This window comes from Salinivibrio sp. KP-1 (assembly GCF_000968645.1).
Classification (GTDB): domain Bacteria; phylum Pseudomonadota; class Gammaproteobacteria; order Enterobacterales; family Vibrionaceae; genus Salinivibrio; species Salinivibrio siamensis.
The window spans coordinates 234,825-248,413 of sequence record NZ_LAQR01000045.1; the positions used below are offsets into that span (position 1 = coordinate 234,825).

Consider the following 13,589-nt stretch of genomic DNA (forward strand, 5'->3'; position numbering starts at 1 on the left):
CTTATTGGTCGCTATTGCTCGTACAAATAGCAGCGCACATAGTGGTTGTCGGCGAGCTTGGTCACGCGGGGCAACTGCTCAGTGCATTTGGCTGTCGCATGTGGGCAGCGGCCAGCAAAAGGGCAGCCGACAGAATCCGGCGTCCACAGAGGAATTTCACCCTTGTTGCCCTTTAGTTTTTCGTGAATAGACTTGCTCGGGTCGGGCACGGCTGAGACCAATAGCTGGGTGTAAGGATGCTGAGGGCGATGAATAATCTCTTCGGTGTCTCCCCATTCGACCATATGGCCGACGTACATCACTGCCAAGTCTTCAGCAATGTAACGCGCGGTGGCGATATCATGGGTGATGTAGAGCAGCGACATTTGCTTTTCCACTTTCATCTCTTCCATCAGATTAAGTACACCGGCACGAATCGACACATCCAGCATCGAAGTTGGCTCATCGGCGAGTACCACTTCCGCGCCCACGGCGATGTTCCGCGCCAAGTTAATCCGCTGACGCTGGCCGCCCGACAGCTGGTGGGGGAATTTCTCCGCCGTTTCTTTGGCAGGGGTCAGCCCCACTTGCTCGAGCAGCTCGAACACCCGCTCTTTCAGTTGTGCTTTGTTGCGCTTGTCGACTTTTTTGTGAATCAATAACGGGCGCGCAATATGGTGAAACACATTGTGCGTGGGGTTGAGCGAGCCAAAAGGGTCTTGCCAGACCATTTGCAGGCCTTCGCGATAGCGCATCAGCTCATCACGTTTTTTAATGGTGGTGATATCGCGGCCGCGATATTCAATGCAGCCATCGGTCGGGGCATACATTTTGGCAATCATTTTCGCGGTGGTGGATTTGCCCGAGCCCGATTCTCCTACCACGGCAAGTCCACGGCCTTTATACATTTTGAACGAGACATCATTGATCGCTCGCATCATGGGTTGTTTAAGGGCATGACTGTTAATGGGAAAATCTTTCACTACGTTTTTCCCTTCAACCAGCAGTTCTCCAAAACCTGTACTCATCACTGACTTCCTCACATTGGCGCGTTATTAGAGTTTTTGTTGGGCGATGGGCTCGCCGTATAGATGGCAGTTGGAATACCGGCCCGGCTCGATTTGGCGCAGCGCCGTTTGGGTGGTGCGACAGCGCTCATGCACCTGAGCACAGCGCGCTTGAAAGCGGCAGCCGGTCGGGATTTCGAGCAAATTGAGCGGGTTGCCCGGGATCCCCGTGAGTTGGCGCTTAGGTCCGGTGAGTGAGGGGAATGAGCTGCCCAGTCCTTCGGTGTAAGGGTGGTAGGGGTTGTTGAGCACCTGTTTGGACGGCGCGACCTCTATCAGCTCACCGGAATACATGATCCCAATCCGGTCGGAGAACTCCACCATGAGCGATAAGTCATGGGTGATAAACAGAATCGAAAAGCCAAACTCTTCTTTTAACGCGTAGATTTTTTGCAAGATCTCGCGCTGCACTACCACATCTAATGCCGTGGTGGGCTCATCCATGATGATCATTTTCGGATTTAAGGCCAGCGCAATGGCAATTACCAAGCGCTGACGCATCCCGCCCGAAAACTGGTGCGGATAATCGGTCAGGCGGCTAGGGTGAATATCGACAATTTCCAGCAAGCCCTGAGCCCGTTTGACCGCTTGTTTGCGGGTCAGGTTGGTGTGGCGCATTAGCACATCGCAAAACTGTTCTTCGAGCGTCAGCACTGGATTAAGGGCATTCATGGCGCTTTGAAACACCATCGACATCTCCCGCCAGCGAAAGTCGCGCATCCGAGCGTCGCTGTAATCGAGGATATTCTCGCCGTTAAAGATGACTTCTCCGCCGGTGATAAAGGCGGGTGGCTTATGTAGACGCATCAGCGAAAAGGCAACGGTGGATTTACCGCAACCCGATTCGCCGGCCAGACCAAAAACTTCACCGGGGGCAATGTCAAAACTAACGTGATCACAGGCTCGGACATCACCGGCATCGGTAATGTAGTCCACGCACAGGTCACGGATTGAGATAAGTGGGGTGCGACTCATGATTTATCTCCACTGATCAGCATGTGTTCGGCAACGGGATTCTCGTCGCGGGCTTTCTTTTCTTGTTGGCTGAGTTTTTTCCAGCGCTTCATCCCTTTTTGCGCTCGTAATTGCGGGTTGGCAATTTCATCCACCGCGAAGTTGAGTAACGCAAGCCCCGTAACCAGTAAAGTCAGCGCAATACAAGGTGCGAGCAGCTCCCACCACGCGCCAATTAACATGGATGAAGAGGTTTGCACGTTGTAGAGCATGATCCCCCAGCTGATGGTGTTGGGATCGCCAAGGCCTAGAAAGGAGATAATCGACTCCATGGCAATGGCATACATCACCGAACCAATAAAGCTAGCGCCAACAATGGGCACGAGATTAGGTAAGATCTCGACAAAGGTGATACGAAAGCGCGACTCACCCAGCACTTCGGCAGCTTTCACGAACTCTTTTTCGCGCAGGGCAAGGGTTTGTGAGCGAACCACCCGTGCGCCCCACGCCCACGAGGTGCAGCCAATAATGATGGCGATCGTCAGCGGTCCGGCTTCGCCGATAAATGCGGCGAGCACGAACAAGAGTGGGTATTGCGGGATCACCAACATAATGTTCATCGCGGCGGTGAGTACATCGTCAACCCAACCGCCTAAATAGCCGGCGGTAATACCAATTAAGGTGGCGAGCACACACACGGTGATGCCTGCCCCAAAACCCACCGCTAACGAAACACGGGCGCCATGTACTAACTGCGACCAGACATCACGACCCATACGGGTGGTACCAAGGACATGGTCGGCCTTTTTCGACATCAGTAGGGTGCGACGATCATCCGCTAAGTGTGTGGCGACCCAGCCGTCTGGATTGGCTTGCGCCGCTTTGACGATAAAGCTGGGGTATTCATGCGGATTACCGGTGCGTTTATCTGGCGCGTGCTGGGTTAATAAAGGCGCGAAGACCGCCATCAATATAAATAAACCAACAATGATGGAGCCTGCGCGAGCAATCTTATTGCGAACGATAAGGGTGAGGAGATCTTTCATGTTATTTGCCTCCTTTGCGCAGGCGTGGGTCAAGGACCACGTACAGCATGTCAGCAATTAAGTTAAACGAGAGCATAAACAAGGTCATAATCAGCAGCTGGCCTTGCAGGACTTGGTAGTCCCGCGCGTTGATCGCATTCAAAAGCACCGAGCCAAGACCGGGGTAGTTAAAAATAATTTCCACAATCAGTTGGCCCCCGATGGCAATACCCAGCGACATCGATAGCGCAGTGACACTGGGTAAGAGCGCGTTCCGGGCGGCGTAGTTAAACACCACGCGGTTTTCGCTTAACCCTTTGCCGCGGGCCATGGTGATGTAGTCTTCCGCAAGCAGGTTAATCATGTTGTTACGCATGTTGACCAAAAAGCCGCCGACTTGAATGATGGAGGCACAAAACAGCGGGAGTACGGCGTGATAGGCCACATCTTTAATAAAGGTCCAGCTGGTCCAGTCAGGGGTGACGCCTGGCGTGTAGGCATATCCGGTTGGAAACCATTTCAGCCCAATGGCGAAAATAAACAGCGCCAACATGGCGATAACCACTTGAGGCACCGCTTGGATAATCAGCATGCCTGGGGTGATCACAGCATCGTATTTTCCGCCGCGCTTCCAAGCGGCAAAAATGCCCAAAATCGAGCCCAACGAGAAAGACAGCAGCACCGCACTGCCAGCGAGAAACAGCGACCAGCCAAAGGCTTTGCCGAGGAGCTCGTTAACCGACAACGGATAAAATTGGATGGAGGTGCCTAAATCCCAGCTCAACACGTTTTTCATGTAGGTGAAATACTGCATATAGAGGGGGCCATCAACAAAGCCCAGCAGTTGTTTCATTGCCTCAATCCGCTCTGGAGTGACTTGCACCGAGGCGTTGGCAAACATCATGGTGACAGGATCACCGGGCATGGCACGAGGAATAATAAAATTGAGTGTTGCTGCCACTAAAAGGGCAATCATGTAAAAAGTTAGCCGTCGGAAAAAATAACCCATAACCCACACCTTACACAGCGAAGTGGTGATGTTCGTGGCGTGAACACCGTGGAAAAGCGGGCGCGCAAGGCGCCCGATATTGGTTACTGAACGGGCTTAAGGTCCAGCACATGAAGAAGACGCTCAGGAATGCCGGCCCAGATAGAGGGGCGACCTTTCGGATTGTCTTCGTTCCACCAACCGGTGAAGCGGGTGGTGTTGTATTGATACATTTGTGCACCAGAAAGCACCGGAATAGTGACCTGATCCTTGGCGATAATCGCTTGGATTTGGTGGGCAATTTCCAGCTGCTCAGCCTTGTCCGCGGTTTTGTAGAAGCTGTCTAACAGCTTGTCGAGCTCGGCATTTTGGTAGTAATGCATTGCGAACCGCGGCATGCCATCCCCTTCCTGTAAGTTGGAGTTATACGCGCTATTCCAATAGGTGTAAGGATCAGCACCGTGGAAGTAGTTGGTGTAGGCGACGTCGTAGTCGGCTTCGAGCATCGCTTGGCGGTATACCGAGAAATCAGGGGTACGTGCTTTGGCTTTGATACCGGCCTCGGCAAGTTGCTCAACCGTTAGTTGAACGGTGTTGTTGAAATCGGTCCAGCCATTGGGGGATTGGATCTCGAGCTCAAACGACTTACCTGATGGCGTTTCCACAAAGCCATCGCCGTCTTGATCTTTAAAGCCGGCTTTAGCGAGCAGTGCTTTGGCGCCGTCTAGATCGTACGTATTGTATTGGCGATATTTTTCATGCACTGCTTCGTCGGACCAAGACTCAAAGGCATAACCTAAGCCAGAGGCGAAGTCGTTTACCGTACCACCACCATAAAACGCGATATCAATGATGGTTTGACGGTCCAGCGCCATCGAAAAGGCGCGACGGAAGTCGACATTGGTTAGCGCTTCACGCTTGGCAGGGTCTGGGTCATTAAAATTAACCATAAAGGCTTGGGTGCCGGCGGCAGGATACCAATAGTGATGGTTTGGATTAGCGGCGGCATAGGTGCGATCAATGTCAGGAATAAACGATGAGGTCCAGTCCATTTCGCCGTTGATCACTTTACTTAAAAACTGATCGTTATTGGCAATTTGTGGTACGCGCAGACAGTCAACATCGAGGTTGTCGTTATCCCAATAATGCGGGTTACGACATTGAATATAGAGCTGTGACGTGAAGGTATCGATGGTGGTGAAGGGGCCAGAGCCTACCGGGTTTTCATTGGTGTAAGACGCGGGCTCTTCAACATTTTTCCAGACGTGTTCAGGCACCACAGGTACTTTCGCAATTTCGTAGGGGACATTCGAGTTTGCCTCAGTGAGTTCAAAGCGGACGGTGTAGTCGTCTAGCTTCTTCACATCATCAACCCATTGGTTAATCCCAGATTGATCCAACTCAGGGTGGTTTTTGACCAAATCAAACGAATACACCACATCATCGGCGGTATAGGCCTCACCGTCTGACCATTTCACCCCTTCACGAAGGGTGAAGGTGACACTTTTCAGGTCATCCGCCATTTCATAGCCGCTCGCGAGACGAAAGACAGGTTGGTTGCCTTTCATTTCGTTAAACACCACTAAAGGCTCATAGATAAAGTCAGTGGTGGTGTGCAGATAGGTAGCGCCGAGGAAAGGGTTAAAGTTACGGACAAAAGTATTGAATTCTTTCGGGTGGATAGTGAGCTCACTGCGCTCGGCGGCACTGACGCCAGCACTTGCGCTCAGCGCACCGATGATTGCAGAGGCAAGTAGGGTCTTGCTGGCAACTCTAATGTTACTCGAAAACATAGCCATTCCTTACTGTTGCTTTCAGTTCACGTGATGGATAGTGAGCTCGTTGCTAACAACCTTCGCGAGCTCAAGCTTACTGTGTTGCCGACCCTGACGTTGTGATTATGGATGGGATGCCCCAAGCGATACTTGTTGCTCCAGGCCAGCAAACACCTTCACTAAGCCCAAGTTAAGTGAAAGCTGCAATGTGAATAATCGTTAAAACCGTAAAAAAGCGCGACGTTGACGTTATTTTCGTTAAAAAAAACAGCTAAAAAGGTTGTCCGCTTCAGGATGCAATCACGATCCTCTCCTGATAACGACCCAGGATGGAATTATAATAATATAAAAATCATAAGGTTATGTTTAATTATCTTTTTGGCGATGCATGTCACACACCAAAACACGCTTATTTTTTAACGAGAAAAATCAGTATCTATTTTGTTGTGACAAGTCGCGCATTTCTGAGTTATATCCGACATAAAAGGGGATTTTTGCTAAGAAGCATTGCGATTGAAATGAGGTTGGTTCGCAAAGATTATTAATGAGCGATTTTAGCTCGTCAGTCAGAGGACAGGCACGTTAAGAGAACCGCCAATAGGACAGTCACCGAGGTTTGCTCACTTACTTCGATGCGCCTGTCCTGATAGGGCGCTAAAAGGGAGTGCTATAAGTGTCTGTCCCCACAAGAGCTGATAGTGTGTCGGACAGAACGAGGGGCCTGCGGCTAACATGTAGGTGCCTGTCCTTACAAGAAATGAGAGCGCAAGAAGTACGACTGTCCTCATAAGAGACAGTGCCTGTCCCCGTAAGAGGGTGCCTTAAGAGGGTGCTTGTCAGGGTAAAAGTGCCTGTCCTCAGAAGAAGGGATGCTTAAGAGGGTGGAGAAACGATAGCGGGAACGAAGCAGTGCCTGTCCCGATAGGAGAGGCACTGGGAGAAGGAGCGATTTGGCTGTGTTAGTCTTCTAGCAGTAGCTGGCGAAGTTGTTGGTAATAGGACTCCAGCTGAGTACGGGTCGTACTACGTTTGTCACAATGATCGAGGATAAAGCGAATGGAGCTCAGCACTGTGCGCCATCGCGGGGTTTTTGGCAGGGTTTCGATGAGCAGGTACTTATCCAATGTGCGGGTTTGTAAGCTACTACGGTCAAGGTAGACGCGCCAAAGACCACTTTGCTCGGCAAAATCGAATTTGCTTTTGCCTGTGGCTTCTTCCCAGTAATGCAAGCTGGCTACCATGGCATCAACAATTAGCTGTCTGCGTGCGTTGGCTTTATCTTGTTGTTGGTGTTGCGCTTTTTCAGCGATAGCTTCAAATTCGCCCCCCATGGCTTTTAGCGTTTCAAGTTGGCGCGAGTCTCCGCCTAATGCGTAGCCAGATAAGGCTTCGATGGCGCTTTCTAGGCTCTGTATACGAGACTGAGACACGGGAGCGTCTGTGTTGATGACATACAGGCTGTCAATGTCAGACTCTGCGGGAAAACGCAGCACCATACCGTCGACGTCTCGGGGACGTCCTTCAATATAAATGGTCAGTGGGCCTTGATAGCGCTCCATCTGATTGGCTTGCTCGGGCGCTTTCACTAAGGCTTGGCCATGCATCCGTCTTACCTCGTCTTGCTCACGCTCAAACAAGGAGGCTGCCGCTTGGTTAACAAAGCGAACCTGGCCATCTTTTCGCATACCTAACATAGCTTCAGGAGCGAGAGAGAGCTGTGAAATCAACCAAGACTGGGTTTCGAGTAGACTGGCCTGTTGCCGAGCACTTTGTTCAAGCGCCTGCTCGAGGCGTTGATTTTCTTGGCGGCGCTGTTCCGCTTGGCTAGCGGCAAGATGTGTTGCTATCCGTGCGGCGAGCTCTCTTTTATCAAAGGGCTTACAGAGATAATCATTCGCGCCGACCTCAAAGCCATAGATGCGATCATCAGGCTGATTTAAGGCGGTTAGCATGATAATCGGAAGTGCAGCATGGTCATAGCGTGCACGCAGCTGCTCACAGACCTCGAATCCACTCATTCCGGGCATTAGCACATCGAGTAAGATGAGATCTGGCTTTGTGGTGGCGATATGATCAATCGCTGTACGTCCATCACTGGCTGTACTGACCTGATAGCCTTCAATATTAAGAAAACTGGTCAGTACTTGTTGGTTGGTTGGCTCATCATCGACCACTAAAATATGTAAGCCATTGTGATTATGCTGGCTTTGCGAAACAACGTCCGAAGAGGAGTGAGCGAGGGTCTCTCGCGTGTCATCTTGATGAATGTGTTGGGTAGAGACGGCGGAAAGCTCGGTGGTCAACACCGGAGGCTCATTGACGCTCGGAAGGGTGAAGCTAAAGGTGGTCCCCACTTGCGGCTGACTACTGACGTACAGCTGGCCGCCCATCAGCTCAACAAGTTGACGACTGATGGATAGACCGAGGCCTGCGCCGTGTTGATAATGATAGTGGCTACTCACTGCTTGTGCGAGCGGTTCAAAAACGGTGCTTAGCTGTTCCGCGGGGATCCCTTTACCCGTATCAACCACTTGGATACGAACGCGATCGTCCAAGGTGTCGGCGCTAATAACAATCTTACCCGCATCGGTGAACTTAATCGCATTTCCCAGTAAATTGTACATAACTTGCTCAAGCCGTTGGGGATCCGCGTGTACCCAGATTGGCGTGTCGCTGAGCTGATTAATGATGTCTAGCGGCTTCTCTTTTTTCAGGTGCTTGGCGAGTGACAGCACAAGCTGTGTGATGGCGTTGAGATTGACAGGACCTTGCTCCAAATCCAATTGCCCATAGCGCATTTTATGGTAGTCCAAGAGATCATCAACCAACTTGGCCAAGCGCTGGCCGCTGTTGACGATAATCGACAGTTGGTACTGATGATCGCGACTAATCGGACCGTTCGCACCGTCAATCAGTGCTTCGGCAATCCCTATCATGCCGTGTAAGGGGGTACGAAGTTCGTGAGAGGTGGTGGCCAGGAATTCATCTTTCAGCTTGTTGGCGACATGCAGCTCTTCATTCTGAGCACGTATGGTGGTGATGTTAGCTTCTAAGGCCTGGTTTTGTTGGCGTATTAAGGCCAGTTTTTCGCGAATGGCATGGCGCATGCGGGCAAAGCTCACCGCCAAACGCCCGATTTCATCACGACGACGCGTGTGGTGGATTTGGGTATCAAGGTCACCTGCACTGACTTTTTCTGCCGCCCATGTAAGCTGAAGCAGCGGGCGAGTAATAAAGTTGGACATATAGTGCGAGGCAATGACCACCGCGAGAATCGCAAGTAACATGGCAACGATAAAAAGCTGTTGCAGCTGGTGGATTCGAGCGTAGGCCACTTGCGTAGGGACTTCAGCCACTAGCCCCCATTTGAGACCGTGGGCGTGAATGGGGGTGTAGGCAGCGAGCATGGTTTGGCCTGATTGGGTTTGATAGCGGGTGACGCCCGTTTCTCCGGCTAATGCTTTTTCTATGGCAGGCGTGTTATTGACAAGCTGACTGTTGCTGGTTGAATGCGCTCGAGTCTTGCCGTCATCGCCGACGAGGTGTGTTTCAATCGCATTGGTTTCTCTGGGGGCCATTAGCCTGGTAAGGGTATGATTAGGAAGCCGGAAGATCGCGTAGCTATGCAGGTACCCTTGCTGAATAATGGGGGCGCCAAGCCATGCAACGGGTGCGTCGGTATCTTCAGCAGAAAAGTCCGAGATAATCACCTTAGGCGTCGGATCTAACTTCCCTTTTGTTTGTTGTGTTTGCTGTTTTAGGGCCGCGAAAGTGTGTCCCAGTCGTGCATTGCGATGCGGGCCTGAGAGTAGGTTAGTGCCAAAATTGTCCAGCTTTTTCACCGAATAGGTGACGTTGCCTTGCTTGTCGACCAAGAGGAGGTCGTCAAAATCTGCGCGAGCGAGCAAAGCTTGATAAGCGCGGTGGTAGCGTTTGTGTAGCAGCCGATAACGCTCGGTGGCGGAATAATTGGGATCGTCCTTATAGACAGGGGTTTTGATCCTTTCACCGGACCCAAGGTAATAGCGGCGTTGTGCGTAATCACGAGCGGCGTCGATGTTTGGTCGTAGTCGCTGAAAGGCATTGACCAAACCATAAAAATGCCCACCACTGGCGTAGGCGAGCTCTGAAGCAACAAACCCAAGGACTTCCGCTTCTTTCGCCTCAAAGTAATCGTTGATTTGCTGCTGCTTACCGTCGCGAACCGATAAAAGGTGTGCCGTGCTTTGTTCTTGTAGATCTTGGCTATGGGCGTTAAGAAAAAACAAGGCGACCAAAATCAGAGGGAGGAGGCTCAATAGCAGGAAGGCCAGCATCAAGGTGTGATGGAGGCGTTTAAATGGGTAAGCAGTAAACAAGGTTTTCATAAGCAACAGCATCTTCCCTACAGCAACGTTCTAATGTCGTGGCCAGCGTCTACGCCTCTGATGAGCCTGTTTCTCGCGCGACGACACGACAATCATTGTCTGCCTTGACGTTACTGAGTTTTTTCGCTTTGACAAGGAAGTCGCGATGGAAGCGTGTGGATCGACGCACTTTTCCGTGTATCGCTGCAAGATTGCGTATGTTTTGCCCACGTTATTTCATGGAACAACGGTCAAATAAAAAAGGCCTCGACAGATGCCGAGGCCTTTAGCATTCCGAAAGCAAACGGAATTAGTACTGAGGTTTGGTCGCCGGTGCGTAGGCAGACGCTCGTGCCTCGGCGCTACCTGCTGCTTTCGCTTCTGGGTTAGGCGCTTTAAAGGCAGCGATTGCCACAGGGCTGTGATCAACCGTTTCGTTCGGTGCCGGAGCCTTCATCATTGGTGACGTAGCGCGGCGGTATTGAATCGTTGCCGTCGGGGCGTTGATTTCCGCTTCGCGCTCAATCACTTTCTCGGTCACCAAATCGACCTCTGAGTCTTGCTCAGGGGTTGTCGCTGGCGCGTCTGGCGTCGCGACCTTAGGCGCAGCGTCGATCACAGGTGTTGCTTGGTTTTGTGCCGGTTGCGGTGCAGGCTCAGGGGTGTTTATCGACGCCATCGGTTGGGTCGACACTGTGTCCGTCTCCTCCGATTTAGCTTGCATGATAATGACTTTACCCATGGCCATTTCTGGACGGGCAACACCACTGACAATGGCCTTATTGTTTTGGCGCTTGTCCTGGCGGCGGCGATCTTGCTTCACTTTCACCGGTTGCTCTGCCGACCACACCTTGCCCATCGCCATTTCGGGTGACGCCATACCGGTGGTGAGTGGCATTGGGCTTTTCACCATTGGGCGACGGCGACGACGCTGTCCACTGGCGCGAAGGTGGCGCGGTGAGCGACGGTTACGGCGCTTGTCCTGCTGACCTTCTTTCTTCGCGTTATCAGGCTGCTGCTTGGCCTGTTGTGCCACTTCCGCCCCGACCTGTTGCAAATCTTTGCTTTGATCAGATGTAGTGTCTGTGGTGGCTTGCGTCTCCGCATTGTCTTTGTTGATACGCACGCTGCGGTTCAGCTTACGACGCTGGCGACGTTGTTTAACCTGTTCGGTTTTCTCCGCCTTTTGGTCTTGCTGCTTGTTGCCTTTATCCGCATTGTCAGACTGTGGCTTGGTTACCTTGGCCTCATCTTGTTGCGTCGTAGGCTTTTTCGCTTTGTCGTTGCGGTTATCGTTACGGGTTTTCTTCCCTTTACGATTGTTATCGCGACGCTCTTCTTGCGGCTTATTCTGGCGGCGTTGTTTGTTGTTACGTCCACGTTCGCCGTTGTTGCTATCACTTTGCTCATCGCGGTTTTGTGGCTTATGGCCACGCGACTTATTGCGTTGGTTATGTGAGTCGTGTGATGGCTTCTGGTTTTGCTTCGTCTGAGCTGGCTCAGGTGCAGCGGCAGGCTGTGACGACGCGGTTGCTGTATCCTCTGCTGGCGCGGCAAACAGGCGAGAGAAAAACTTACCAACTGTCGCGAACAGGCCTGGCTTGGCTGTCTCGGCTTCAGTGGCAGACGTGGTGGTTTTGGTTGCGCTTGGTGCCGGCGAGCTTGGCGCTGCAAACCCTTGTAATACAGGTTCTTCACGTTTTTTCGCTGGACGCGCTTGTTGTGGCTCTTCGCGTGCTTCTACTTCTCTGAGCGCATCAATCTGGCTTGGCAGCTGATAAGACAGGTTCGCCATTTCTTCACCGCCGCGGACGCGAACCACATCAAAGTGTGGCGTCTGCATGTCGGCATTGGGTACCACGACCACTTTGACATTGTGGTATTTCTCAATGTGCTGGACCGAGCGACGTTTTTCGTTAAGTAGGTAAGAGGCGACGGGGACAGGGACGATACCCAGTACTTGCGCCGTGTTCTCTTTCATTGCCTCTTCTTCCATCAAACGAAGAATGGACAATGCTAGCGATTCGTTATCACGAATTACACCAGTGCCTTTACAGCGCGGGCAGATATGATGACTGGCTTCTGCCAGAGACGGGCTGAGGCGCTGACGTGACATTTCCAGCAAACCAAAGCGTGAAATGCGGCCAATTTGTACCCGTGCACGGTCCATGCGGACAGAGTCACGCAATTTGTTTTCCACCTCGCGCTGGTGGCGGACAGGGGTCATATCAATGAAGTCGATCACGACCAAGCCACCCAAGTCACGCAGACGCAATTGGCGTGCAATCTCTTCTGCCGCTTCGATGTTGGTTTGGCGTGCCGTCTCTTCAATATCACTGCCTTTGGTGGCTCGGGCAGAGTTAATATCGATTGAGGTTAGGGCTTCGGTAGGATCAATGACAATCGAACCACCTGAGGGTAAGCGCACTTCGCGTTGGAAGGCAGATTCGATCTGACTTTCAATCTGATAGTGGCTAAATAGCGGCACTTCGCCTTCATAAAACTTGATGCGGCTGACAAAGTCAGGACGAACCAGTTTGATGTGCTCTTGGGCGCGCTGGAAGACCTTCTCACTGTCGATCAAGATTTCACCAATATCACGGCGCAAATAGTCACGGATTGCACGGGCAATCACGTTACTTTCTTGATGGATCAGGAAAGGCGCAGGGTTGGCGCCAGCCGCTTCTTTCACCGCTTGCCAATGATTGAGCAGGACTTTCAAGTCCCATTCAAGCTCTTCGGCCGATTTACCCACACCTGCAGTGCGTACAATCAAGCCCATCCCTTGTGGCAGTTCGAGGCCAGACATGGCTTCTTTTAGCTGACTGCGTTCTTCCCCCTCGATGCGACGAGAAATCCCGCCAGCACGTGGGTTGTTTGGCATTAATACCAAATAGCTGCCCGCAAGCGAGACAAATGTAGTCAGTGCAGCCCCTTTGTTGCCGCGTTCTTCTTTGTCCACTTGGACAATCACTTCCTGGCCTTCTTTCACCACATCTTTGATGTTTGGACGGCCTTGATAGGTGTAACCGGAAGGGAAGTATTCGCGAGCAATTTCTTTTAGAGGGAGAAAACCGTGTCGTTCGGCGCCATAGTCAACAAATGCCGCTTCCAGGCTAGGTTCGATACGGGTAATGCGTCCTTTATAGATATTAGCTTTTTTCGATTCATGGCCAGGACTCTCGATATCGAGATCGTATAGCCGTTGACCGTCAACCAATGCGACGCGCAACTCTTCCTTCTGAGTTGCGTTAATCAACATTCTTTTCATCTGATTTTTCTCATTTATTTATCGTTGTTATTAGCGGTTGATGACGAGAGCAGTCGTCAATGCTGCCTGACCCCAAGTCTGATATGGTGCAGCCTCCCGGCTGGAGAAAATCAGGGGTGCGCTCGGGCAAGTTTTAATCGGCCAGCTGCAACGGTTTTTATGGCTCACCGGATTACGCAGTTGG

7 protein-coding genes are annotated in these 13,589 nt (G+C 51.7%); all 7 read right to left on the minus strand.

Annotated elements, in window-relative coordinates; translation table 11 throughout:
* Nucleotides 1-11: 11 nt before the first annotated feature.
* The 7 genes from WN56_RS13110 to rne all read right to left on the minus strand — a co-directional run bounded on the left by WN56_RS13110 (nt 12) and on the right by rne (nt 13,396).
* The gene (locus WN56_RS13110) at nt 12-1,007 is read right to left on the minus strand and encodes an ABC transporter ATP-binding protein (RefSeq protein ID WP_046075425.1); all 996 of its coding nucleotides are present in this window, start codon (nt 1,005-1,007) and stop codon (nt 12-14) included.
* 27 nt (nt 1,008-1,034) lie between these two features.
* Complete coding sequence (locus WN56_RS13115; protein ID WP_046075426.1) at nt 1,035-2,021, minus strand: ABC transporter ATP-binding protein; 987 nt, start codon at nt 2,019-2,021, stop codon at nt 1,035-1,037.
* A complete protein-coding gene (locus WN56_RS13120) occupies nt 2,018-3,046 on the minus strand; it encodes an ABC transporter permease (protein WP_046075427.1) in 1,029 nt (342 codons plus the stop codon). Before WN56_RS13120 ends, WN56_RS13115 begins: the two co-directional genes overlap by 4 nt.
* A gap of 1 nt (nt 3,047) precedes the next feature.
* On the minus strand, nt 3,048-4,034 hold the full coding sequence (locus WN56_RS13125; RefSeq protein WP_046075428.1) for an ABC transporter permease: 987 nt from the start codon (nt 4,032-4,034) through the stop codon (nt 3,048-3,050).
* A gap of 83 nt (nt 4,035-4,117) precedes the next feature.
* Nucleotides 4,118-5,806, minus strand: coding sequence for an ABC transporter substrate-binding protein (locus WN56_RS13130; protein WP_046075429.1), 1,689 nt, complete (start codon nt 5,804-5,806; stop codon nt 4,118-4,120).
* A gap of 941 nt (nt 5,807-6,747) precedes the next feature.
* A complete protein-coding gene (locus tag WN56_RS13135) occupies nt 6,748-10,155 on the minus strand; it encodes a response regulator (protein ID WP_046075482.1) in 3,408 nt (1,135 codons plus the stop codon).
* A 289-nt stretch (nt 10,156-10,444) separates the two neighbouring features.
* Nucleotides 10,445-13,396 carry a ribonuclease E gene (rne, locus tag WN56_RS13140; RefSeq protein ID WP_046075483.1) on the minus strand — a complete coding sequence of 984 codons (2,952 nt, stop codon included), beginning with the start codon at nt 13,394-13,396 and terminating at the stop codon, nt 10,445-10,447.
* Nucleotides 13,397-13,589: the final 193 nt, after the last annotated feature.

Bases quoted from the DNA above. Each gene is read 5' to 3' on its own strand.
- WN56_RS13110 (WP_046075425.1), bottom strand. From the start codon at position 1,007: ATGAGTACAGGTTTTGGAGAACTGCTGGTTGAAGGGAAAAACGTAGTG.
- WN56_RS13115 (WP_046075426.1), bottom strand. From the start codon at position 2,021: ATGAGTCGCACCCCACTTATCTCAATCCGTGACCTGTGCGTGGACTAC.
- WN56_RS13120 (WP_046075427.1), bottom strand. From the start codon at position 3,046: ATGAAAGATCTCCTCACCCTTATCGTTCGCAATAAGATTGCTCGCGCA.
- WN56_RS13125 (WP_046075428.1), bottom strand. From the start codon at position 4,034: ATGGGTTATTTTTTCCGACGGCTAACTTTTTACATGATTGCCCTTTTA.
- WN56_RS13130 (WP_046075429.1), bottom strand. From the start codon at position 5,806: ATGTTTTCGAGTAACATTAGAGTTGCCAGCAAGACCCTACTTGCCTCT.
- WN56_RS13135 (WP_046075482.1), bottom strand. From the start codon at position 10,155: ATGAAAACCTTGTTTACTGCTTACCCATTTAAACGCCTCCATCACACC.
- rne (WP_046075483.1), bottom strand. From the start codon at position 13,396: ATGTTGATTAACGCAACTCAGAAGGAAGAGTTGCGCGTCGCATTGGTT.